This is a genomic window from Streptomyces sp. JLBT605, from assembly GCF_058215555.1.
In genome coordinates this window covers 5,639,484-5,662,779 of the sequence record NZ_CM177087.1, presented here as the reverse complement: position 1 = coordinate 5,662,779, position 23,296 = coordinate 5,639,484, and the positions used below count along the sequence as shown (strand labels likewise).

22 protein-coding genes are annotated in these 23,296 nt (G+C 71.0%); 4 read left to right on the top strand and 18 right to left on the bottom strand.

Annotation, left to right across the window (positions count from 1 at the left end):
* Nucleotides 1-181 precede the first annotated feature (181 nt).
* Nucleotides 182-1,105 carry a 5'-3' exonuclease gene (locus tag AC4BDD_RS24725; RefSeq protein WP_490687651.1) on the top strand — a complete coding sequence of 308 codons (924 nt, stop codon included), beginning with the start codon at nt 182-184 and terminating at the stop codon, nt 1,103-1,105.
* Between the two features lie 46 nt (nt 1,106-1,151).
* The gene (locus AC4BDD_RS24720; protein ID WP_490687650.1) at nt 1,152-2,006 is read left to right on the top strand and encodes a siderophore-interacting protein; all 855 of its coding nucleotides are present in this window, start codon (nt 1,152-1,154) and stop codon (nt 2,004-2,006) included.
* A gap of 147 nt (nt 2,007-2,153) precedes the next feature.
* Here AC4BDD_RS24720 and AC4BDD_RS24715 read toward each other — a convergent pair whose 3' ends face one another.
* The 12 genes from AC4BDD_RS24715 to AC4BDD_RS24660 all read right to left on the bottom strand — a co-directional run bounded on the left by AC4BDD_RS24715 (nt 2,154) and on the right by AC4BDD_RS24660 (nt 14,447).
* Complete coding sequence (locus AC4BDD_RS24715) at nt 2,154-4,985, bottom strand: DEAD/DEAH box helicase (protein ID WP_490687649.1); 2,832 nt, start codon at nt 4,983-4,985, stop codon at nt 2,154-2,156.
* Nucleotides 4,986-5,114: 129 nt separating this feature from the next.
* Complete coding sequence (locus tag AC4BDD_RS24710) at nt 5,115-6,005, bottom strand: diacylglycerol kinase (RefSeq protein WP_490687648.1); 891 nt, start codon at nt 6,003-6,005, stop codon at nt 5,115-5,117.
* 55 nt (nt 6,006-6,060) lie between these two features.
* Nucleotides 6,061-7,026, bottom strand: coding sequence for a twin-arginine translocase subunit TatC (tatC, locus tag AC4BDD_RS24705; RefSeq protein WP_490687647.1), 966 nt, complete (start codon nt 7,024-7,026; stop codon nt 6,061-6,063).
* Nucleotides 7,027-7,100: 74 nt separating this feature from the next.
* The gene (tatA, locus tag AC4BDD_RS24700) at nt 7,101-7,364 is read right to left on the bottom strand and encodes a Sec-independent protein translocase subunit TatA (protein ID WP_490687646.1); all 264 of its coding nucleotides are present in this window, start codon (nt 7,362-7,364) and stop codon (nt 7,101-7,103) included.
* A gap of 218 nt (nt 7,365-7,582) precedes the next feature.
* A complete protein-coding gene (locus AC4BDD_RS24695) occupies nt 7,583-7,789 on the bottom strand; it encodes a hypothetical protein (RefSeq protein ID WP_490687645.1) in 207 nt (68 codons plus the stop codon).
* 110 nt (nt 7,790-7,899) lie between these two features.
* Nucleotides 7,900-8,145 carry a hypothetical protein gene (locus AC4BDD_RS24690; protein WP_490687644.1) on the bottom strand — a complete coding sequence of 82 codons (246 nt, stop codon included), beginning with the start codon at nt 8,143-8,145 and terminating at the stop codon, nt 7,900-7,902.
* Between the two features lie 12 nt (nt 8,146-8,157).
* Nucleotides 8,158-9,129, bottom strand: a complete 972-nt coding sequence (locus tag AC4BDD_RS24685; protein WP_490687643.1) for a helix-turn-helix transcriptional regulator — start codon at nt 9,127-9,129, stop codon at nt 8,158-8,160.
* A gap of 20 nt (nt 9,130-9,149) precedes the next feature.
* Nucleotides 9,150-10,154, bottom strand: coding sequence for a helix-turn-helix transcriptional regulator (locus tag AC4BDD_RS24680; protein ID WP_490687642.1), 1,005 nt, complete (start codon nt 10,152-10,154; stop codon nt 9,150-9,152).
* Between the two features lie 125 nt (nt 10,155-10,279).
* Nucleotides 10,280-10,651, bottom strand: a complete 372-nt coding sequence (locus AC4BDD_RS24675; RefSeq protein ID WP_490687641.1) for an FKBP-type peptidyl-prolyl cis-trans isomerase — start codon at nt 10,649-10,651, stop codon at nt 10,280-10,282.
* 42 nt (nt 10,652-10,693) lie between these two features.
* On the bottom strand, nt 10,694-11,695 hold the full coding sequence (locus AC4BDD_RS24670; RefSeq protein ID WP_490687640.1) for an FKBP-type peptidyl-prolyl cis-trans isomerase: 1,002 nt from the start codon (nt 11,693-11,695) through the stop codon (nt 10,694-10,696).
* A gap of 109 nt (nt 11,696-11,804) precedes the next feature.
* Nucleotides 11,805-13,166 (bottom strand): Pup--protein ligase, encoded by a 1,362-nt coding sequence (gene pafA, locus AC4BDD_RS24665; RefSeq protein ID WP_490687639.1) that lies wholly within the window; start codon nt 13,164-13,166, stop codon nt 11,805-11,807.
* 9 nt (nt 13,167-13,175) lie between these two features.
* A complete protein-coding gene (locus AC4BDD_RS24660) occupies nt 13,176-14,447 on the bottom strand; it encodes an MFS transporter (protein WP_490687638.1) in 1,272 nt (423 codons plus the stop codon).
* 561 nt (nt 14,448-15,008) lie between these two features.
* On the opposite strand from AC4BDD_RS24660, the gene AC4BDD_RS24655 reads away from it, so the two are divergent.
* The gene (locus AC4BDD_RS24655) at nt 15,009-15,983 is read left to right on the top strand and encodes a LacI family DNA-binding transcriptional regulator (protein ID WP_490691928.1); all 975 of its coding nucleotides are present in this window, start codon (nt 15,009-15,011) and stop codon (nt 15,981-15,983) included.
* A gap of 58 nt (nt 15,984-16,041) precedes the next feature.
* On the opposite strand, the gene prcA is transcribed toward AC4BDD_RS24655, so the two are convergent.
* From prcA to arc, 5 genes are all read right to left on the bottom strand, one after another.
* Nucleotides 16,042-16,878: a proteasome subunit alpha gene (gene prcA, locus AC4BDD_RS24650; protein ID WP_490687637.1), complete on the bottom strand. Its 837-nt coding sequence runs from the start codon at nt 16,876-16,878 to the stop codon at nt 16,042-16,044.
* A gap of 63 nt (nt 16,879-16,941) precedes the next feature.
* Complete coding sequence (prcB, locus tag AC4BDD_RS24645; RefSeq protein WP_490687636.1) at nt 16,942-17,787, bottom strand: proteasome subunit beta; 846 nt, start codon at nt 17,785-17,787, stop codon at nt 16,942-16,944.
* A 141-nt stretch (nt 17,788-17,928) separates the two neighbouring features.
* Complete coding sequence (locus tag AC4BDD_RS24640; protein ID WP_490687635.1) at nt 17,929-18,147, bottom strand: ubiquitin-like protein Pup; 219 nt, start codon at nt 18,145-18,147, stop codon at nt 17,929-17,931.
* A 132-nt stretch (nt 18,148-18,279) separates the two neighbouring features.
* On the bottom strand, nt 18,280-19,791 hold the full coding sequence (gene dop, locus AC4BDD_RS24635) for a depupylase/deamidase Dop (protein WP_490687634.1): 1,512 nt from the start codon (nt 19,789-19,791) through the stop codon (nt 18,280-18,282).
* Between the two features lie 287 nt (nt 19,792-20,078).
* Nucleotides 20,079-21,845 carry a proteasome ATPase gene (arc, locus tag AC4BDD_RS24630; protein WP_490687633.1) on the bottom strand — a complete coding sequence of 589 codons (1,767 nt, stop codon included), beginning with the start codon at nt 21,843-21,845 and terminating at the stop codon, nt 20,079-20,081.
* Between the two features lie 252 nt (nt 21,846-22,097).
* Between arc and AC4BDD_RS24625 the strand changes: the two genes are divergently transcribed.
* Nucleotides 22,098-22,412, top strand: coding sequence for a ferredoxin (locus tag AC4BDD_RS24625; RefSeq protein ID WP_490687632.1), 315 nt, complete (start codon nt 22,098-22,100; stop codon nt 22,410-22,412).
* Nucleotides 22,413-22,416: 4 nt separating this feature from the next.
* Here the strand turns inward: AC4BDD_RS24625 and AC4BDD_RS24620 are convergent, their stop codons facing one another.
* Nucleotides 22,417-23,031, bottom strand: a complete 615-nt coding sequence (locus AC4BDD_RS24620) for a hypothetical protein (protein WP_490687631.1) — start codon at nt 23,029-23,031, stop codon at nt 22,417-22,419.
* Between the last annotated feature and the right edge of the window lie 265 nt (nt 23,032-23,296).

The following is a 23,296-nucleotide window of genomic DNA, read 5'->3' as shown; positions in this document are numbered from 1 at the left end:
ATCGACATCGAACGGGTCCGCTCCGGGTGCGCGCCTGCCCGGGGCCGATTGGTGTAAACCACCGCGTGACCTACTTCACGTCTCGCGGTCTTGCGGATCGCGCGGTTCGCGGTCCGGCCGCCCGGGTGCCGTGCCGCCCCGCCGCCCGGCCGGTGTCGGTGGGGTGCGGCATCATCGAGGCGTGACGCGACGCCTGATGCTCCTCGACACCTCCTCGCTCTATTTCCGCGCCTTCTTCGGAGTGCCGGAATCGGTCAGGGCGCCGGACGGCACGCCGGTGAACGCCGTACGCGGGCTGCTCGACTTCATCGCCCGGCTGGTCCAGGACCACCACCCGGACGAACTGGTCGCCTGCATGGACTTCGACTGGCGGCCGCAGTGGCGGGTGGACCTCATCCCGACGTACAAGGCGCACCGGGTGGCCGTCGAGGCGCCGGAGGGCGTCCCGGACGAGGAGGAGATCCCGGACACCCTCTCCCCGCAGGTGCCGGTGATCGACGAGGTGCTGGACGCGATCGGCATCGCCCGGCTGGGCGCGGCCGGGTATGAGGCGGACGACGTTATCGGCACCCTCACCGGCCGCGCCGCCGGTCCGGTGGACATCGTGACCGGCGACCGCGACCTGTATCAGCTGGTGGACGACGAGCGGCGGATCCGGGTGCTGTATCCGGTGAAGGGCGTGGGCACGCTGGCGGTGGTGGACGAGGCGGTGCTCCGCGAGAAGTACGGCGTGGACGGCCCGGGCTACGCCGATCTGGCCCTGCTGCGCGGGGACCCCAGCGACGGGCTGCCGGGGGTGCCCGGTGTCGGGGAGAAGACCGCGGCCAAGCTCCTCGCCGCCTACGGCGATCTGGACGGGATCATGGCCGCGGTCGACGATCCGCGCTCGAAGCTGACCCCCGCGCAGCGCAGGCGGCTGGACGAGGCGCGGCCGTATGTCGCGGTGGCCTCCAAGGTGGTGCGGGTGGCTTCCGATGTTCCGCTGCCGGAGGCCGATCCGGCCCTGCCCCGCGCGCCGCGCGACCCGGCCGCGCTGGAACGGCTGGCTGGGCGGTGGGGGCTGGGCGGCTCGCTGGAGCGTGTTCTCACCACGCTACGGGAGTGACGTGTTAGGTTAGGTAAACCTAACTCTTCCTTGATCGGGAGGTGCCGTGTCAGACCGGCCTGTCCGCAGGAAACAGCACGTCCATCATGCGCGGGTGCTGCGCACCGAGTGGGTGTCCCCGCATATGGTGCGGCTCGTTTTCGGCGGCGACGGCCTGGCCGCGTTCGCCGCGGGCGAGTGGAGCGACCACTACGTCAAGCTGCTCTTCCCGGTGCCCGGGGTGGAGTATCCCGAGCCGTTCGACATCACGCGGATCCGCGAGGAGTTCCCCCGGGACCAGTGGCCACGCACCCGCACCTACACCGTGCGCGACTGGGACGCCGAGGCCCGCGAGCTGACCATCGACTTCGTGGTCCATGGCGACGCGGGACTGGCCGGCCCCTGGGCTGCCGCCGCTCTGCCGGGCGCGGAGATCCGGCTGATCGGCCCCGGCGGCGCGTACGCGCCCGCCGCGGACGCCGACTGGCATCTGCTCGCCGGGGACGAGAGCGCGCTGCCGGCCATCGCCGCTTCCCTGGAGCGGATTCCGGCGGGTGTGCCGGTGCGGGCGCTGATCGAGGTCGCCGACCCGCGCGAAGAGCAGCGGTTGAACGTTCCGGCAGGTGTGGACGTCCGCTGGCTGCACCGGGGTGACGCCCCGGTCGGCGAGGCCCTGGTGGCGGCGGTGCGGGCGCTGGACTTCCCGGCCGGCCAGGTGCAGGCGTTCGTGCACGGCGAGGCCGGCTTCGTGAAGGAGCTGCGCCGCCATCTGCGGCTGGAACGCGGCATCACACGCGAGCAGTTGTCCATCTCCGGCTACTGGCGCCGGGGGCACGACGAGGACGGCTGGCAGTCCTCGAAGCGCGAGTGGAACGCCCAGGTGGAGGCGGAGCAGGAGCAGGACAGCGCGGCCGCCGCCTGACCGGCCGGCTCCCGGGCGGCCGGTCAGCCGGTCAGCCGTGGATGACGCACGGGTGAGCCGTACGTGACGCGTATGTGGGCCCCGCCGGACGCAACCGGCGGGGCCCACACGCGTCTTGGGCGCTCGGACTCCCTCGGGGTGTCTCGGTCAGCCCACCGACGAGTACGCGACGACGCCGCGCAGCAGACCGTCCACCGCCCGGCGGGCGTTGCGCGCGACCGTGCCGCCCTCCGGCGCCGCCTGGGCGATCTGACCGAGTACGTCGATCAGTTGCTTGCACCACCGCACGAAGTCGCCGGCCGGCATGTCGATCTCGCGCAGCACCTCGTCGAGCCCGTGTCCGGAGGCCCAGCGGTACGCGGCCCAGGCGAAGCCGAGGTCCGGCTCGCGCTGGCCGACGCCCTCCGCCTGGTTGATCTTGTGCTGCTCCTCCACGGCGTCCAGCCGGCCCCAGATCCGCACCATCTCGCCCAGCGCGTCCTTGGCGTTGCCGGTGGGCAGCTTGGGCGGCATCGCGTCGTCGGCCTGCCGGGCCTCGTAGACCAGCGCGGAGGCACAGGCCGCCAGCTCCGCGGGCTTCAGGCCCTCCCAGACGCCGTCCCGCAGGCACTCGCTGGCCAGCAGGTCCAGCTCGCCGTAGAGCCGGGCCAGCCGCTTGCCGTCCTCGGTGACCTCGTCGCCGCGCAGGTAGTCCAGCTCGGACAGCAAGGCGCAGATCCGGTCGAAGGTGCGGGCGATGGTGTTCGTCCGGCCCTCGATGCGGCGCTCCAACTGCCGGGTGTCGCGCAGCAGCCGGTGGTAGCGCTCGGCCCAGCGGGCGTGGTCCTCGCGCTCGTCGCACCCGTGGCAGGGGTGGGCGCGCAGCGCGGCCCGCAGCCTGGCGATCTCGGTGTCGTCGGCGGCGGCCGACCGCTCCCTGCGATGGCGGCGCACATCGAGGTGCCCGGCCTTGGTGCGCAGCGCGGAGGCCAGGTCGCGGCGCGACTGGGGGCTGCGCGCGTTGAACGACTTCGGGATGCGCATCCGCTCCAGCGGCTCGACCGGGATCGGGAAGTCGATCGAGGCCAGCCGCTTGACCTGCCGCTCGGCGGTGAGCACCAGCGGCCGCGGCCCGTCCTGGTGGTCATACCCCCGGTGGCCGCCGGTGCGGGCGGCCGACAGGCCCGGGTCCAGCACCAGCGCCAGGCCGGCGTACTTGCCGGTGGGCACATGGATGACGTCGCCCGGCTTGAGCTTCTCCAGCGCGGCCGCGGCTGCGGCCCGGCGCTGCGCGACGCCCTGCCGGGCCAGCTCCGTCTCGCGGTCCTTGAGCTCGCGGCGCAGCCGCGCGTACTCGTCGAAGTCGCCCAGGTGGCAGGTCATGGAGGCGCGGTAGCCCGCCAGGCCCTCTTCGTTGCGCTGCACCTGGCGGGAGATGCCGACGACCGCCTTGTCGGCCTGGAACTGCGCGAAGGAGGTCTCCAGCAGCTCGCGCGAACGGTGCCGGCCGAACTGCGAGACCAGGTTGACCGCCATGTTGTACGACGGTTTGAAGGAGGAGCGCAGCGGATAGGTGCGGGTGCCGGCGAGGCCCGCCAGCGCGGTCGGGTCCGTGGCGCGCTGCCACAACACCACCGCGTGGCCCTCGACGTCGATGCCGCGCCGCCCCGCGCGGCCGGTGAGCTGGGTGTACTCCCCCGGCGTGATGTCGGCGTGCTGCTCGCCGTTCCACTTGACGAGCTTCTCCAACACCACGGAACGGGCGGGCATGTTGATGCCGAGGGCGAGGGTCTCGGTGGCGAACACCGCCTTGACCAGGCCCTGGACGAACAGCTCCTCCACCACCTCCTTGAAGGTCGGCAGCATGCCGGCGTGGTGCGCGGCTATGCCCCGCTCCAGGCCCTCCAGCCACTCGAAGTACCCCAGGACGTGCAGGTCTTCGTCCGGGATACCGGCCGTGCGCTCCTCGACGATGGCCCGCACCTTCGCGCGCGCGTGGTCGTCGTTGAGCCGGAGGCCGGCGTACAGGCACTGCTGCACGGCCGCCTCGCAGCCCGCGCGGCTGAAGATGAAGGTGATGGCGGGCAGCAGCCCCTCGGCGTCCAGCCGGTCGATGACCTCGGGGCGGCTGGGCGTCCAGATCCGGCTGCGCTGGCGGCGCTCCCGCTCCCGGTCGGCCTCCCGCATGCCGTTGCGCCCGCGGCGCTTGTCGCGGCCGAAGCTGGGCCGGCTGCTCTCCATACGGGCCAGCCGCACCAGGTCGGGGTTGACCTCGCGCCGGGCGGTACCGCGGCCGCCGTCCGCCTGGCTCTTCTCCTCGAAGAGGTCGTACATCCGGCGGCCGGCGAGCACGTGCTGCCACAGCGGAACGGGCCGGTGCTCGGAGACGATCACCTCGGTGTCGCCGCGGACGGTGTCCAGCCAGTCGCCGAACTCCTCGGCGTTGGAGACGGTCGCGGAGAGCGAGACCAGGGTCACCGAATCCGGGAGGTGGATGATGACTTCCTCCCACACCGCGCCGCGGAAGCGGTCGGAGAGGTAGTGCACCTCGTCCATCACCACATAACCCAGGCCGCGCAGGGTCTGGGAGCCCGCGTAGAGCATGTTGCGCAGGACCTCGGTGGTCATCACGACCACCGGGGCGTCGGGGTTGATGCTGTTGTCCCCGGTCAGCAGCCCCACCCGGCCGACGCCATGGGCCTTGACCAGGTCGGTGTACTTCTGGTTGGACAGCGCCTTGATCGGGGTGGTGTAGAAGCACTTGCGGCCCTGGGTGAGGGCCAGGTGGACGGCGAACTCGCCCACGATCGTCTTTCCGGAGCCGGTGGGCGCGGCCACCAGCACGCCCTTTCCGGCCTCAAGGGCCTTGCACGCCTCGATCTGGAAGGGGTCCAGCTCGAAGTCGTACATCGCGCGGAAGGGGGCCAGCGCGGTGGCCTCCTCGGCGGCCCGGCGGCGGGCCGCGGCGTAGCGCTCGGCAGGAGTCAACTCGTCGGTCATTGTGTCTACGAGCCTACCGGCCGCCTCTGACAACGTACGATCTTTATCGCCGAAGCGCCCGGTCCGGGGCACGGTCCGCGGCCGCCTCGCGCCCCGCCCGAGGGGTCTGACGGCCCGGCCCGATGGGCGTCAGGCGCCCAGCACACGCACCGCGCCGGGGACGTTGCGGACGGTGAGCGGCAGCGGGCCCACCAGCTCCCCGTCCGCGTAGCCGGTGATGCCGTCCGCGGCCAGCGTGATGGAGCGCACCCGGTGCACGGCAACCGCCGGATGGCTCAGATGCGTGCCCCGGTAGACGCGTGGGAAGACGCGCAGCAGGGTGGCGCGGCTGCACGGGCCGACGACGGTGACGTCGAAGAGCCCGTCGTCGAAGCGGGCGTCCGCGCAGATCCGCATGCCGCCGCCGTAGGAGGTGGTGTTGCCGACCGCGATCAGGGTGGCCTCGATCTCGCGCTCGGGCCCGTCGTCCAGCCGCACGCGGAACGGGGTGGGGCGGAACGCGGCCAGCTCGGCGACCATGGCGATGTCGTAGCGGAAGCGGCCGGCGGGCCAGCGCATGCGGTTGCCCCGGTCGTTGACGCGGGAGTCGAACCCGGCGGCCAGTACGGTGCCGAACCAGGTCTCCCCGGCTTGGCCCAGGTCGACCGGCCGGCCCCCGTCCTCCTTCAGGGACCGTGCGATGGCGCGCGCGGCGCCGGCCGGGTCACGCACCGGCAGCCCGACGGCCCGCGCGAAGTCGTTCCCGGTGCCGACCGCGACCACCCCGAGCGGGGTGCCGGTTCCGGCGACGGCTTGCAGCGCCAGGGAGGTCATGCCGTCGCCGCCGACGGCGATCAGCGCCCCGGTGCCGGTGGCCACGGCCTCCCGGGCCCGGCGCAGCGCGTCATCGGCGTCGGCGCCCAGCACCGTGCGGACGCTGAATCCGGCGTCCCGCAGCACCCGGGCGGCGGGCTGTGTGGCGTGCGCGGCGCGCCCGCGGCCCGCGGTGGGATTGACGAAGAGAGTGATGTCGCAGGTCACTGGGTCCCCCCTGGAGTCTGGGAGGACCCTATCCGGTCACCGGTTCAGGCCGCGGTCAGGTGATGTCGTCGTACCCGTTGCGGCGGGCCGCATCCCCGTGGTCGTCGCCGCCGGCATGCTCGGTCGGGGCCCGGTAGGCGGAGACCGGCTCGACGTCGTCGATGCGCTGCGGGGTGAGGTCGAGCTGGGACGCCTCGTCGTCGCTCAGATCGGCGTCCGGGTTCCGACGGCGGCGGCGCCGGTCGTTGAGGAGGCTGACTCCGGTCGCACCGAAGTAGAGCACCACGATGGGTGCGGCCAGGATCGACATGGTCAGCGGGTCGCCGGTGGGGGTGGCGACGGCCGCGAAGACCGTGATGCCCACCACCATGAACCGCCACCAGCTGAGCATGCGCTTGCCGGTGAGGATGCCGCCGAGGTTGAGCAGCACCAGCAGCAGCGGCAGCTCGAAGGAGAGTCCGAAGACGATCACCAGGCGGGTGACGATGTCGAGGAACTCGTCCGCGGGGAACTGGTTCTCCCAGCCCCCAGGGGTGAGGCCGATGAGCGCGCCCGCCGAGGTCGGCAGGATGGCGTAGGCGAGGTAGGCGCCGCCGAGGAAGAGCGGGACGCCGGCGGCCACGAAGCTGAGCGCGTACTTCTTCTCGTGGCCGTGCAGCCCGGGTGCGAGGAAGGCCCAGAGCTGGTAGAGCCAGACCGGGCTGGAGACGACGACACCGGTCGCCAGGGCCACCTTGAGCATGATCGTGAAGGGCGCGATCAGACCGTTGGCGGTGATCCGGGCGCAGGAGGAACCGTCGAGGTTCGCGGTCCGGCCCTCAGGGCAGCCCACGGAGTCGATCACCGGGTCGGTGATGAACTCGGCGATCTGCTTGTAATAGATCAACCCGAAGATCGTGACCACGATGATCGCGATCACTGACTTCAGCAGCCGGTTGCGCAGCTCACGCAGATGCTCCGCGAGGGGCATCCGCCCCTCCGGGTCCTTCTCCTGCTTCTGCTTGCGGGCAGACTTGAGCAACCCACGTCCTCGTCTCGTGCGAAAACCGTCCGCGGCGCGTCAGACCGACGCCCGCGCGGCTTGGCGGGCCCTCGTCAGCTCTGGGTGGTGCGGTTCGGCTCGTTGACCGGGCGCGAGCTGGTCACGTCTCCGGGCGCGGCCTGGATGGTCTTCGGCGCGTCCTGCGCGGCGGGCTGGTCGGCGGGCGGGGCACCTGCGGCGGCCTCGTCGTCCTTCTTCATCGCCTTGGCCTCGCTCTTGAGGATGCGGGCCGACTTGCCCAGCGACCGAGCCATGTCCGGAAGCTTCTTGGCACCGAAGAGCAGCAGAATGACGACGAGGATAAGAACGATCTCCATGGGCCTCAGGTTCATGTGCTACTACCTTCTCGCCGGGGCGGCGTACCTACTGCCTGCCGTGTGGGTCGGACGGGCGTGCTAGTGCTGCCAGCGATCGTAACCCGCTGGGGTAAACGCCGGGCAATGCCCTTGCGTACGCCCGGTTGCGAGGTTCGCACCCGCTGTCAGTTTCTGCGCCTTGAAGCCTACCCTCCGGGGGCTGCGGTCATGAGAGCCGCTCACCTGCCGTGGACGGTCGCGTCGACGTGCGCGGCCAGCGGTGTAGCGGCCCGCTCCAGCTCCTCGGCGGCGTGTGCGATCCGGCGCGAGCTCTCCGCGACCTGCCGGGACAGCCGCCGCACCTCGAGAAAGACGCGGGCGGCGAGCACTCCGAGGACGGCGATTCCACAGAAGGCGAGAGCGACAGCGAGCATCGGCCAGAACATGGATGGAGCCTACCGGGGCGCCCATCGGGACCGGGCCCGCGGTCCCCGCACGGCGGCCTCGGGCGAGCGGTCCGCGGCGGCCCTGGCGTCGCGCTTGGTTCCGGCGGCCGTCAGGCCGAGTGCAGCCGCAGGGTGCTGACGCCGCCGCCCGTGAGCAATTCCACGATGCGCTCCCCGGCCGGCTTGCGGACCGCCGACCCGCAGTCGGGGCAGGTGAAGGAGTAGAAGGTGGTGCGGTCGCTGCCGCCTATCGCCAGCCGCAGCGCGTCCGCCGCCAGCTCGAACTGACCGCGGCACTGCGGACAGCCGGCTTTGAAGATCACCGGTCCGGAGGCGGGGTTCGGCCCAGCGGTCACTCTTCCGTCCCTTCACTCGCCGTACGCCGCGAGCGCCTGCCGCGCCGCGTCCCGCGCGCTGTCCGCCAGCTCCTGGGGCGCGGTGATCCGGCCGTCCCGGCCCAGCCGCAGCGCGAGCCGGCGCAGCGTCCCCGGGTCGGGGGTGCGCAGGGTGATCCGCAGGCCCCCATCCGGCAGCTCCTCGGCGCGGTCGTGCGGATAGTACTCGGCCACCCAGCGCCCGCCGGGGCCGACCTCGATGACCACCTCGGGGTCCTCGGCCGCGGTCTGCACCAGCCCGGCGGAGAGATCGGCGAGGTCGCGCAGCTCGATCGGCGGGGGGTCGGAGGCGTCGTCGAGCAGCTTGATCTCGGCCACCCGGTCCAGTCGGAAGGTGCGCCGCGCCTCGGAGAGGCGGCACCACGCCTCGACGTAGGTGTGGCCGACCGCGAAGAGCCGGATGGGGTCGATCTCGCGCTCGGTCAGCTCGTCGCGCGCGGGCGAGTAGTAGCGGATCCACACCCGGCGCCGCTCGGCGATGGCCCGGTCGATGTCGGCGAACACCCCGCCCTCGGCCTCGAAGGTCACCGACAGCCGGGCGCTGGCCCCGGCGGCCTCACCCGCGGCGGCCTCCAGTTTGGCGGTGGCGCGCAGCAGCGCCTGCCGGTCGCCCTCCCGCAGGCCGGGCAGGGTGGCCACGGCGCGGGCGGCGACCAGCAGCGCGGTGGCCTCGTCGGCGGCCAGCCGCAGCGGCTCGCCGGCGCTGCTGCCGGTGGCGTCCGGGTTGTGCCACCAGATGCGCTCGCCGTCGGTGTCGATGTCGAGCAGGTCTCCGCCGCGGAAGCTGGTGCCGCACATCGGCAGCACATCGAGGTCGGCGATCAGCTCGTCCTCGGTGATGCCGAAGGCGCGGGCGACCTCGCTGACGCGCGCGCCGGGGCGCTCGCGCAGATACGTCACCAGGGAGAGCATCCGGCGGGTCTGGTCAATGGCGTTGCCGGCCATAGGAAGTCGTTCCGTCCCTCTCAGCCCTTGGCGACGGCGCGCAGCCGGTCGACGACATCCGCCCGCAGTTCCGCGGGCTCCAGCACCAGCACGTCGTGGCCCAGCTCGACCAGCCAGGCGTCCAGCCCGTGCCCGTACGGGATCTCCAACTCGTCCCAGCCGTCGCCCAGCGGACGGGTGCTCAGTGCCCTGGCGCGCAGCGGATAGCCGTGGCCGGCGCGCAGCCGGATGCGGGCGGTCTCGGTGGCCGATTCGCCCGCCCACCGCTCGACGGTCTCGCGGACGGTGACGTGGTCGGGGACCTCTGCGGTGAAGGCGCCGATCCGGGAGCGCACCTTGCCGGTGATGCGGGAGAGCCGGAAGACCCGCTCCGCCTGCCGGTCCCGGTCCCAGCCCGCCAGGTACCAGTGGCCGCGCCAGCACTCCAGGATCCAGGGCTCGACCTGGCGGCGCTCGGCGTGGGCGGCGCTCGCCTTGCGGTAGTCGAAGACGACCGGGCGGCGGTCGCGGCAGGCGAGCATCAGGGGTTCGAAGGCGGCCTCGTGCGCGGGGATGCGGGGCTCCAGGGCGCCGGGGGCCTGGGGGCCGTACTCCTCGTCGGCCAGCGGCATCCCGGCGGCGCGCAGTTTCTGGAGGGCGCCGCTGGCCGCGCCGGCCAGCCGGGCCTGCTGCCAGACCTTGGCGGCCAGGCCGAGGGCCGCGGCTTCCTCGGCGTCGAAGGTGATGGGCGGCAGCCGGTTGCTGTCGCGTCGGGCGAGGTAGCCCGTCTCGCCGTCGAGTCCCTCCACGGTCTCGATGACCAGGCCGAGTTCGCGAAGGTCGTCCTTGTCGCGCTCGAACATCCGGTTGAAGGCTTCGTCGCGGGCGGCTGTGGCGGCCGGGTCGGCCGCGCCGGGCGCGCCCGCCGCACCCGCTTCGAGGTACGCCTCGATGGAAGCGCGCAGCTCCCGCTTGGTGAGCGGACGCCGCGTGCCCAGCAGGCACAGCGCCAGATTCATCAGCCGCTCGGCCTTGGCAATCGCCATCGACGCGTCTCGCCCCTTCTTCTTCGGCCTCTTGGACGTGACCGTACCGCTCCGGGGACGCGCGGCGAAAGCCGAGGCCCCCTGCGGTGCGCAGGGGGCCTCGAGCCGGGTGGTGACCGGTGTCTTTAGACGGCGACCAGGTCGCAGACGAAGATCAGGGTCTCGCCCGGCGCGATCTTGCCGCCGGCGCCGCGGTCGCCGTAGGCCAGGTGGGCCGGGATGGTCAGCTGGCGGCGGCCGCCGACCTTCATGCCCTTGATTCCCATGTCCCAGCCGGGGATGACCTGCTTGGCGCCCAGCTGGAACTGCAGCGGGGTGCCGCGGTTCCAGCTGGAGTCGAACTCCTCGCCGGTGGAGAAGGAGACGCCGACATAGTGGACGGAGACGGTGTCCCCGGTCTTCGCGACGGCCCCGTCGCCTTCCCAGATGTCCTTGATGTCAAGATCGGCCGGCGGCGGACCGACCGGGAAGTCGACCTCGGGCTTGTCGATGCTCACGAAAAATTGCTCCTCGTAACGTTGTGGGCAACCTGCACAGTCTTACAGAACCGCCAGGATGTCGACGGAGAAGACCAGCGTGGAGTCGGCGGGGATGCCCTGCTGCTCCTGCTTGCCGTAGCCGAGGTCCGGCGGGACGACGATCAGCACCCGGCTGCCGACCTTCTTGCCGGTCAGGCCCTGGGACCAGCCCTTGACGACCTGCTGGAGGGAGAACTGGGCGGGCTGCTCCCGCTTGTACGAGGAGTCGAACTCCTTGCCGCCGTCCCACAGCACACCCTTGTACTGCACCAGGACGCCGTCGGTCTCCTTCACCTTGGGCCCGTCGCCCTCGATGATGTAGTTCGACACGAGCTTCTTCGGCGCGTCGGTCTTGGGCACCGTGATCTCCGGGGCCTTGCCGTCGGTCTTGTCCCCGACCTTGGGCAGGTCCTTGTTGCTCTGCGCGACCGTGGAGCCCTTGGCGGCGCTGCTGCCGTTGAAGGTGCCGATGATGTCGACGACGAACACCATGGTGTCGGTGCCCTTGATGCCGGCCTGCGGCTGGCCCTGCTTGCCGTAGCCGAGGGCCGGGGGGATCGCCAGCTCGACGCGGCTGCCGACCTTCTTTCCGACCAGACCCTGGTCCCAGCCGGGGATGACCTGTCCGGTGCCGATCTGGAAGACGGCCGGCTTGCCCCGGTCGTAGGAGTTGTCGAAGACCTTGGCGGTCTTCCAGATCTGGCCGAGGTAGTTCACCTGGAGGTAGTCGCCCTTGGCCACGGCCCCGCCGCGGCCGGCGATCAGGGTCTTGACCGCGAGATCGGAGGACGGGTCTCCGGAGCCCTTGGCGACCTTGGGCTTCTCGCCGAACGCCGTGCCGCCGGTCAGCTCGGGCACCGGGCCGTTCACGATCTTGCCGGTGGGCTCGGCGGAGGAGGTGGGGCTCTGCGGCTCGGAGGGGGATGCCTTGTCGCCCTTGTCGGAGTCGGATTTCTCGCTACCGCAGCCCGCCATCGTGAGCAGGCCGGCGGGCACGGCAAGGAGTACGGAGCGTCGGCGCACGGATGTCCTCGTTCGATAGATCCTGCGGGGGCAATGCGCGCCACTCTACGTTGTGGCGCGGGCCCCGTACGAGGAACGTACGGGGCCCGCGTCGGTATTCAGCAGAACCTCACATTCCGGCGATGAGCTTCTCCACCCGGTCGTCCACCGAACGGAACGGGTCCTTGCACAGCACGGTGCGCTGCGCCTGGTCGTTGAGCTTGAGGTGCACCCAGTCGACGGTGAAGTCCCGGCGCTGCTCCTGGGCGCGCCGGATGAAATCGCCGCGCAGCCGGGCGCGGGTGGTCTGCGGCGGCACCGACTTGCCTTCGAAGATCTTCACGTCGTTGCAGATGCGAGCCGCTTGTCCGCGCTTCTCCAGGAGGTAATAGAGCCCTCGGCGGCGGTGGATGTCGTGGTAGGCGAGGTCTATCTGAGCGATCCTCGGATGGGACATGGTGATGTTGTTCTTGGCGCGGTACCGCTCGATGAGCCGGTATTTCATCACCCAGTCGATCTCGGTGTCGATGCGGTCGAGATCCTGCGAGCGGACGGCTTCCAGGGTGCGGCCCCAGAGTTCGAGGACGCGCTCCACGGTGCCGGTGCGGATTCCGCGGCGCTCGCAGAAATCCACCGCCTTTTCGTAGTACTCCTGCTGGACTTCGAGGGCGGATGCCTCGCGCCCGCTGGCCAGCCGCACCTTGCGCTGTCCGGTGATGTCGTGGCTGACCTCGCGGATGGCCCGGATCGGGTTCTCCAGGGTGAGGTCGCGCATGACGGTGCCCGCCTCGATCATGCGCAGCACGAGGTCGGTGGCGCCGACCTTGAGCAGCATGGTCGTCTCGGACATGTTGGAGTCGCCGACGATGACGTGCAGGCGGCGGTAGCGCTCGGCATCGGCGTGCGGCTCGTCCCGGGTGTTGATGATGGGCCGGGAGCGGGTGGTGGCGGAGCTGACGCCCTCCCAGATGTGCTCGGCCCGCTGGCTGACGCAGTACACCGCGCCGCGCGGGGTCTGCAGCACCTTGCCCGCGCCGCACACCAGCTGACGGGTCACCAGGAAGGGAATGAGGATGTCCGCGAGGCGGGAGAACTCGCCGTGCCGGGCCACCAGGTAGTTCTCATGGCAGCCGTAGGAGTTACCCGCCGAGTCGGTGTTGTTCTTGAAGAGGTAGACGTCGCCCGCGATCCCTTCCTCGTGCAGGCGTTTTTCGGCGTCGACGAGGAGTCCTTCGAGGATGCGCTCGCCCGCTTTGTCGTGGGTGACCAGCTCGGTCACGTTGTCGCACTCGGGAGTTGCGTATTCCGGGTGTGATCCCACGTCCAGATAGAGGCGAGCGCCGTTGCGCAGGAAGACATTGCTGCTGCGGCCCCAGGAAACGACACGGCGGAAGAGGTACCGCGCCACTTCGTCAGGAGACAGTCGGCGCTGTCCCCTGAACGTGCATGTGACGCCGTACTCGTTCTCCAGCCCGAAAATGCGGCGGTCCATGACTGAACATTACGCCTGACGGCCTGCTCTGAAACCGGGTTCGGCGGCACCGTTTCGATCATTTTCCGCCGTGACCGGTGCGGACGCGGTGGCCGGGGCGGGTGCGTTCACCGGCGCGAGGAAGCGGCGCGCGGCCAGCAGGACGAGCAGGGCCACCGCGCCGGCCGCTCCCGGAACGGCGAACCCGCCCCTGACGTCGACGGTCTCGATGACCGGTCCGGCCAGCGCCGTGCCGACCGCGTTGCCGACCACGAAGGTGGTCACCAGCCAGGAGAACGCCTCGGTGACGGTGCCGCGCGGCGCGTGCCGGTCGATGACGACGAAGGCGCAGGCGAGCACCGGTGCCAGGAAGACGCCGGAGATCAGCGAGAGGGCCGTCATGCCCACCACCCCGGGCATCAGGGCGAGCGGCAGGTATCCCACCGCCAGCGCGGCCATCAGCAACCGCATCCGGCCTTCGGGCGAACCGGGCCACTGCCGGGCGCCGTAGACCACCCCGCCGATCAGCGCGCCCACGCCGAGCGCGGAGAGCAGATAGCTGGAGACCATGCCGCCGCCGTGCTCGTCGGCGTAGGCGACCGCGGCCACCGCGATGGAGCCCAGCGCGATCCCGACGAAGAAGAACGAGGCGAGCAGCACCAGCAGTCCGGGTGAGCGCAGCGCGCCGAGCCAGTGCGCCTCGCGCGACTCGGAACGCCACTGGCGGGACGGCCGCGAGACCACCACCGAGAGCGCGCCGGCTACTCCGACGGCGTTGATGACGAGCAGCGCGGCGGCCTCCGACCAGGCGGCGACCAGCAGCGTCACCAGCAGCGGGCCGACGGCGAACATCACCTCCTGGGCGACCGCGTCCAGCGCGTACGCCGCGTGCACCTGGTCCTCACGCTTCAGCACGGACGGCCACAGGGCCCGCAGGCCGCCCTCCAGCGGCGGGGTGAACAGGCCGGCGATCAGCATCGCGGCGTAGGCGACGGGCAGCGGCTCCACGCCGGAGAGGGCGAACAGCGCCATGCCGAGGGCGGAGAGCAGAGCGGCGGGGAACATCACCCGGGGCTGCCCGAGGCGGTCCACCGCCCGGCCCAGCAGCGGCTGCCCGATGGCGTTGCCCACGCCGTAGACCGCGGAGAGCCCGCCGGCGAGGGCGTAGCTGCCGCCCTCGGCGCGCACGAAGAGCACCACGGCGAGCGCGGCCGTGGCGTTCGGCAGGCGGCCTATGAGTGTCCCGGCGAGCAGCCGCGCCGCATGCCGGGTGCGCAGCAGATCCGCGTAGCCGGTGGCCATCGTCCTCCCCCTCTCCCCCGGATCTCCCGGGGTTTTACGTATAACGTCCGGCGTCATACGTACCATGGCAGCTCACCGCCGGTCCACTGAGTTACCTCGCGGTGGGCAACTGCGCAGGGCGAGAGCGGAAGCGAGGCGATGGTGACGGGCGCGAGGCGCGGCCCCGCGGGTGGGGATGCGGCGGCCGCCGCGGAGCAGCGGAGCCCGCACCCGGCTGAGGCCGGTCCGGAGGAAGAGCGGCGGGGTGCCCCGGAGCGGCAGCACGTCGCCCCGAGACAGGACGTCAGGGAGCCGGAAGCCCCGGACCAGCGCGTCAGGGAGCGGGAAGCCCCGGACGAGGGCGACGAGGAGCGAGGTGCTGCCGGCCGGGACGCCCGGGAGCAGGACGTCGCCGACCAGGACCTCACGGGACCGGCCGGCAGCGGTGGGTCAGTGGCCAGGCGAGCCGGGGCCCGGGCCGTGCGCGGGGCGCCCACCGGCGACGCCGCGGACCGGACACGGACCGCGGCGGACGAGGCCGCCGCCGGGCGGATCGCCGGGGCGCAGGTCACCAGCAAGGACGTGGCGCGCGTGGTCGGGGTCTCGCAGGCGACCGTCTCGCTCGTCCTCGGTGACAAGTGGCGCGGCCGGGTGTCGGAGCGCACCGCGGAGGCGGTGCGCTCCGCCGCCCGCGACCTGGGATACCGGCCCAACCTCGCGGCGCGCAGCCTCCGGCTGGGCCGCACCAGGACCGCGCTGCTCGTCGTCCCCGCCCTGACCACGGAGTTCTTCGCCCGGGTGTACACCGGAGCGGCCCGGGTGGCCGCGGATCACGGCTTCGGCGTGGTGCTGTATCCCTCGCCGGAGGGCATCGGCCCGGCCCGCGACCCGTTCGACTCGGCGCGCGCCTCGCTGGACGGGGTGATCGCCTCCTCCATGGCGGCCGAGGCGCTCGCGGCGGTGCGGGGCGGGGGGCTGCCGCTGGTGATGCTGGACAGCGACCCGGACGACGCGGGTGCCGCCGCGACCGTGAACCCGGACATCGCGGGCGGCATGCGGCAGGTGGCGGAGCACCTGCTGGCCCTGGGGCACCGCCGGATCGTCCACATCGGCGCGGACGTGGATTCCTGGACCTTCCGGGTGCGGGCCCGCGCGCTGGCCGGGGCGTTCGACGCGGTGCCGGGGGCCGGGGTGCGGGTGGAACGGGCGGGTCTCAGCGTCGAGGGGGGTCGGCAGGCCGCCGAGCGGGCGCTGGCCGGGGCCGGCCCCCGGCCCACCGCTCTGGTGTGTGACGACGACGTCCTGGCGGCGGGTGTCTGCAAGGCGGTGCGCAGGCTGGGGCTGCGGGTGCCGGACGACATCTCGGTGACCGGCTTCGACGACCTGGCGCTGGCCGCCGCCCTGGAGCCGGAGCTGACCACCGTCAGGCTGCCCGCGGAGCAGGTCGGGGCCCACGGCATGGAGGCCCTGCTGGCGGTGCTGGATGGGCGCCCGGCGGACGGCGGAAGCCTGCCGGTGGAGCTGGTCGTCCGCGGCTCCACGGCCCGCCCGGCATAACCCCTTCGCACGGAAGGCCCCGGCGGGCTGCTGCCCGCCGGGGCCTTCCGGCCACTCACTACTCCTCGGAGCTCTTGGAGTCCTTGGAGTCCTTGGATTCCGTGGAGTCCGCGGGTCCGGTGGACTCGGCCCCGGAGGACTCCCCGCCGGGGGACTCCGGCGCCGCCTGCTCCTCCTCCTCGGCGGCCGGGGTGCTCTCCGGCTCCAGCAGGCGGGAGAGCTGGCGCCCCAGGATCCGCTTGAACTTCCGCTGCTGGGGGCGGGTGCGGTCCAGGACCGCCACCTCCAGCTGCTCGGCGGTGAGGCTGCGCTCGCCACCGTTGCTGTCCCTGGCCAGGGACTCGACGGCCAGCTTCAGGGCCTCGCCGAGGGTGAGCCCGTCCCGGTGGCGCTGGCCGAGGTAGTTGCTGATCTGGTCGGCGTTGCCGCCCACCGCGACCGAGCCGTGCTCGTCCACGATGGAGCCGTCGTGCGGAAGCCGGTAGATCTGGTCGTCCTCGGGGCCGTCCCCGACCTCGGCGACGATCAGCTCGACCTCGTACGGCTTCTCGGCGGCGCTGGAGAAGATGGTGCCCAGAGTCTGCGCGTAGACGTTGGCCAGGCCGCGGGCGGTGACGTCATCGCGGTCGTAGGTGTAGCCGCGCAGGTCCGCGTAGCGCACCCCGCCGATGCGCAGGTTCTCGAACTCGTTGTACTTGCCGACCGCGGCGAAGGCGATGCGGTCGTAGATCTCGCTGACCTTGTGCAGCGCACGGGACGGATTCTCCGCGACGAACACGATGCCGTCGGCGTACTGCAGCACCACCACGCTGCGGCCGCGCGCGATGCCCTTGCGGGCGTACTCGGCGCGGTCGGCCATGGCCTGCTGAGGCGATACATAGAACGGCGTCGTCACCGGCTATCCGTTCCTTTCTGTCACTGTCACTGGCGAATGCATCCCGGTGGTCCCCCCGTCATCTCAGAGCAGGGCGGCCCGCGGGCCGTCCGGCTGCTGGAGCCGCTGCTCGTGGATGGCCCGGGCGATCTCGGACACCTCCGCCTCGGTGAGCCGCTTGAAGCCTTCCTCGCTGATCACCGTGACGATCGGGTAGATCCGCCGGGCCAGGTCGGGCCCGCCGGTCGCGGAGTCGTCGTCGGCCGCGTCGTACAGCGCCTGCACGACCGCGGTGGCCGCCTGGTTCTCCGTGAAGTCCTCGCGGAACAGCTTCTTGAGCGCGCCGCGAGCGAAGACCGAGCCGGAGCCGGTGGCCGCGTATCCGTGCTCCTCGGAACGGCCGCCGGTCACGTCGTAGGAGAAGATCCGGCCCTTCTCGCGGTCCACGTCCCAGCCCGCGAAGAGCGGCACCACGGCCAGGCCCTGCATGGCCATGCCGAGGTTGCCACGGATCATCGTGGAGAGGCGGTTGGCCTTGCCCTCCAGGGAGAGCTGGACGCCCTCGACCTTCTCGAAGTGCTCCAGCTCCAGCTGGAAAAGCTTGACCATCTCCACGGCGAGTCCGGCGGTGCCGGCGATACCGACCGCGGAATACTCATCGGCGGGAAAGACCTTCTCGATGTCCCGCTGCGCGATGACGTTGCCCATGGTGGCGCGCCGGTCGCCGGCGAGCACCACGCCGCCGGGGAAGGTGGCCGCGACGATGGTGGTGCCGTGCGGGGCCTCCACGACCCCCTGCACGGACGGGAGCGGCCGATTGCCCGGCAGCAGCTCCGGCGCGTGCTGGCCGAGGAAGTCCATGAACGAGGACGAGCCGGGCGTCAGGAAGGCCGCTGGCAGACGCCCTGTGCTAACGGTGTTGGCTTCCACACCATTCCTTCCAGGTAGGTGGCCGCCTGCCGCATGGCGTCGGGCCGATCTTGTCACACTGCACGGACCTTACCCGGGGCTGCCGGTGTCATCCGCCCTGTCGGGAGCAGGCCCGGAACAGGGCGGATGGCCCGGGTCGCCCTACTCGCCGCCCTTTTGCACGAAGGACCGCACGAAGTCCTCGGCGTTCTCCTCGAGGACGTCGTCGATCTCGTCCAGCATGGAGTCGACGTCGTCCGACAGCTTCTCCTGACGCTCCCGGAGCTCCTCGGCAGCCTGCGCGTCCTGCGCCTGCTCCTCGACCTCCTCGGAGCCACGTGTCGCCTTCTGCTGCCCGCCGCCGGTGTCCTTGGTCGCCATCCACCTCACCCCGCTCGGTTGCCCGCTTGATTCGATCGCTCAAGATCAGACCCTACAAGCCGGGTCCGACATCGATCCCGCACTCTTCCAACGCGCGGGGACCACCTCGATCATTCCCTTTCGAAGGTCTTTTCAGCCCCCCGAGAGCAACCGGACCAGGTCCTCCGCGGTGCGGCAGCGGTCCAGCAGCTCCTTGACGTGGTTGCGGGTGCCGCGGAGCGGCTCCAGCGTGGGGACTCGCTGCAGCGAGTCACGCCCCGGCAGATCGAAGATCACCGAGTCCCAGGAGGCGGCGGCGACGTCGTCCGCGTACTGCTCCAGGCAGCGCCCCCGGAAATAGGCCCGGGTGTCCTCCGGCGGCCGGCTGCGGGCCCGCTCCACGTCGGCCTCGTCCAGCAGCCGCTTCATGCGGCCACGGGCCACCAGCCGGTTGTACAGGCCCTTCTCGGGGCGCACATCGGCGTACTGCAGATCGACCAGGTGCAGCCGGGGAGCGTCCCAGTCCAGGCCGTCCCGCCGCCGGTAGCCCTCCATGACCTCCCGCTTCGCGACCCAGTCCAGCTCTCCGGCCAGGCTCATCGGGTCGTTCTCCAGGCGGTTCAGCACGTCTTCCCAGCGGGTCAGCACGTCGCGGGTCTGCTCGTCGGCGTCCGTGCCGAAACGGTCCTCGACGTACTTGCGGGACAGCTCGTAGTACTCCATCTGGAGCTGGACGGCGGTGAGTGTGCGGCCGCTGCGCAGCGTGATCAGCCGCTGGAGGGTCGGGTCGTGCGAGACCTGGTGCAGGGTGCGCACCGGCTGGTCGACGGCGAGGTCGACGGCGATGAAACCGTCCTCGATCATCGACAGGATCAGGGCGGTGGTGCCCAGCTTGAGGTAGGTCGAGATCTCGGAGAGGTTGGCGTCACCGATGATCACATGCAGTCGCCGGTACTTCTCGGCGTCGGCGTGCGGCTCGTCGCGGGTGTTGATGATGGGGCGCTTGAGGGTGGTCTCCAGGCCCACCTCGACCTCGAAGTAGTCCGCCCGCTGGCTGATCTGGAAGCCGTGCTCGTGGCCGTCCTGGCCGATGCCGACCCGGCCGGCGCCGGTGACCACCTGCCGGGAGACGAAGAACGGCGTCAGGTGGCGCACGATGTCCGAGAAGGGGGTCTCCCGCTTCATCAGGTAGTTCTCGTGCGTGCCGTAGGAGGCGCCCTTGTTGTCGGTGTTGTTCTTGTAGAGGTGGATGGGCTGGGCGCCGGGCACCTCGGCGGCGCGCAGCGCGGCCTCCGCCATGATGCGCTCGCCCGCCTTGTCCCAGAGCACCGCGTCCCGCGGATTGGTGACCTCGGGGGCGGAGTACTCGGGGTGCGCGTGGTCGACGTAGAGCCGCGCGCCATTGGTGAGGATCACATTGGCCAGGCCGATGTCCTCGTCGGTGAGCTGGCTGGCGTCGGCCGATTCGCGCGCGAGGTCGAAGCCGCGGGCGTCCCGCAGCGGGTTCTCCTCCTCGAAGTCCCAGCGGGCGCGGCGCGCCCGGTGCATCGCCGCCGCGTAGGCGTTGACGACCTGGGATGAGGTGAGCATGGCATTGGCGTTCGGGTGACCGGGGACAGAGATCCCGTACTCCGTCTCGATGCCCATTACGCGCCGTACGGTCATGCGGCCCTCCTTGCCTGGCGGCGGCCCCCGATGAGGCCGGCGCTCAAGTCCCGCTGCGCCTCCGGTCCGAGTGCGGTCGGCCCTGATCCCCCACAGCGCGTCGCGGCGGTACCGACGAGCCTAAAGGGGCGACGCGGCGGTTGGGAGATCATTTCGGTCATTGCTCCGGTCCGGTTTCGTCCGTGCTCTCGTGCTTTTCCCGTGCGGAAAGACGCGTCCGGCCGCGGACGCCCTTCCCCTGCCTTCGGCGGGGGGATCGACAGGACGTCCGCAGCCGGAGAGTGGCCTTACAGGTACTGACCGGTGTTCGCCACCGTGTCGATGGAGCGTCCGGTGTCCGCGCCCTGTTTTCCGGTGACGAGGGTGCGGATGAAGACGATCCGCTCGCCCTTCTTTCCGGAGATCCGGGCCCAGTCGTCCGGGTTGGTGGTGTTCGGCAGGTCCTCGTTCTCCTTGAACTCGTCCACGCAGGCGGCGAGCAGGTGGGAGACGCGCAGACCCTTCTGGTCGTGGTCGAGGAAGGCCTTGATCGCCATCTTCTTGGCCCGGTCGACGATGTTCTGGATCATCGCGCCGGAGTTGAAGTCCTTGAAGTAGAGGACTTCCTTGTCGCCGTTGGCGTATGTCACCTCGAGGAAGCGGTTCTCCTCGGACTCGGCGTACATCTGCTCGACGACCGACTGGATCATGCCCGCCACCGCGGCCTTCGGCGACCCGCCGTGTTCGGTGAGGTCGTCCGTGTGAATGGGCAGGGTCGCGGTCAGGTACTTCGAGAAGATGTCCTTGGCGGCCTCCGCGTCCGGACGCTCGATCTTGATCTTCACATCGAGGCGGCCGGGGCGCAGGATCGCCGGGTCGATCATGTCCTCGCGGTTGGAGGCGCCGATCACGATGACGTTCTCCAGGCCCTCCACACCGTCGATCTCGGAGAGCAGCTGCGGGACGATGGTGTTCTCCACGTCCGAGCTGACCCCGGAGCCACGGGTGCGGAAGAGGGAGTCCATCTCGTCGAAGAAGACGATGACGGGCGTGCCCTCGCTGGCCTTCTCCCGGGCCCGCTGGAAGATCAGGCGGATGTGCCGCTCGGTCTCACCGACGTACTTGTTGAGCAGCTCGGGGCCCTTGATGTTGAGGAAGAAGCTCTTCCCCGCCGGCTGCCCGGTCACCTCGGCGACCTTCTTGGCAAGGGAGTTGGCGACGGCCTTGGCGATGAGCGTCTTGCCGCAGCCGGGCGGACCGTACAGCAGCACACCCTTGGGCGGCCGCAGTTCGTGCTCCTTGAACAGGTCGGGGTAGAGGTAGGGGAGCTCGACCGCGTCCCGGATCAGCTCGATCTGGTTTCCCAGTCCGCCGATCTTGGTGTAGTCGATGTCCGGGACCTCTTCCAGGACGAGCTCTTCGACCTCGCTCTTGGGGACGACCTCGTAGACGTAGCCGGAGCGGGGTTCGAGCAGCAGGGCGTCGCCGGGGCGGATGGTGGCCTCCAGCAGCGGCTCGGCGAGCCGCACCACACGCTCCTCGTCGGTGTGCCCGATCACCAGGGCACGCTCGCCGTCCTCAAGGATCTCCTTGAGGGTGACGATGTCCCCGGCACGCTCGAACTCCATGGCGTCGACCACGTTGAGCGCCTCGTTGAGCATGACCTCCTGGCCGCGCTGGAGGTCGTCGAGCTCGATGCTTGGGCTGACGTTCACCCGGAGTTTCCGGCCTCCGGTGAAGATGTCGACTGTGCCGTCCTCGTTCGCCTGGAGAAACACCCCGAAGCCCGCCGGCGGCTGTGCGAGCCGGTCGACCTCCTCCTTGAGGGCCACGATCTGGTCTCGGGCCTCACGGAGGGTGTTGGCGAGCCGCTCGTTCTGTGCGGACACGCCCGCCAGGTTGGTCTGCAGCTCGACGATCCGCTCTTCGAGAATCCTCGTGTGCCGCGGAGAGTCGGCGAGCTTGCGTCGCAGGACGGCGATTTCCTGCTCTAGATAGGCAACCTGGCCGGCTGGGTCCTCAGACCCCCGCCCCGGCCGGATGCCGCGGTTGATGTCGTCGTCGTGGGCTGCCACGGTCCTCACCTCCTCCAAGGGGAGCTGGACGCTTCCTGACCCTACCTGGGCCGGTGCAGGTTGAAACCCCTAGATCACAAACCCGGTCGGAGTGTGTCCGATCTTCACCCTTGCGCACGTCCTCACCCCAGGTGAATACCCACCGAACAAGATCCGAAAGCGAGCGGTTGTATCGTCGGGACGGTCAACACCCGCCAGAGCTGGCTTCTTTTGGTCGGCGCTGCGGCACATGCACAGGGAACGGCAGAGCACATGACCGCGCAGAGCGACGGCCTCTCCATCAGCACCGACGGCGCCGAGCTGGAGGTGTGGATCGACCAGGACCTGTGCACCGGGGACGGGATCTGCGTGCAGTACGCGCCTGAGGTCTTCGAGCTGGACATCGACGGGCTGGCCTACGTCAAGAGCCCCGAGGACGAGCTGCTCCAGGAGGCCGGCGCCACCACTCCGGTGCCGCTGCCGCTCCTCGCCGAGGTGGTGGACTCGGCCCGGGAATGTCCCGGTGATTGCATCCACGTACGACGCATTTCAGACAAGATTGAGGTATACGGCCCCGACGCCGAGTGACGACTCAGACACTCCCCGGAGCCGGCAGCGCCTTCAGGGCGAACTTGCCGTCCCGCCACTGCCAGTTGACCTTCCGCTGGAGATCCGGGCAGCAGCGCGGGACGTCCGTCGAGGAGAAACCGAGCAGCGTCGCCGAGACGGTGGTCCCACGCAGCGCGAAGCCCTGCACGCTCATCCCTTCCTTCGGGTCCAGGAAGGTGGCCACCACGCGGGGCGCGGCGCCCTTGGCCTCGGCCGGGGCCAGCACGTAGATGCCGCTGGGCGGGGTCCCGGCCTCGGAGTGGCAGCGGACCACGGCCACCGTCTCCGGCCGTCCGTCCCCGTCCAGATCGCCGGAGGCCCGCTGCACCACGTCCAGCCGGGCGGGTCCGCAGTCCACCGGATAGTCCGCGGCACCGGCGTCGGGCGCGGGGACCGCGGGCACCGCCGGCGCCGCGGCCGCGGGCCGCGGACCGGAGGCATGGGCGTCCTCGGGCTGCACGATCGAGCCGCCCGCGATGACGGCGGCGATGGCGGCCGCGGTGGCGACCCAGTGCACCGGCCGGGGGCGGCTGTGCGCGAGGTCCAGGTCGAGCGGAGAGGATGCCGGACGGGCTTCAGCACCTGCCAGGGACTGCACGCGGGGCGACTCCTGTGAGAGCGGCGGGCACCTCCCCGTAAGGCACCCCCGGACGAGGTCCAGGGTGCCCCGGCGAAGCCAGTGGGAGTGGCTGGGGGAGGCTCGGGGTGCCCAGCATCGTGCCACACGTCACAGGGCGCGGGAACCACCGGGTACCGGTTTGCGCGCCGGGGCCCGCGGCGGGCCGGCACCACGCGCCGCAGCCACCGGCTTCCCGGGGGAAGTCGGTGGCTGCGATGGTGTGTTGGGGCTACGGTCCGCTGCC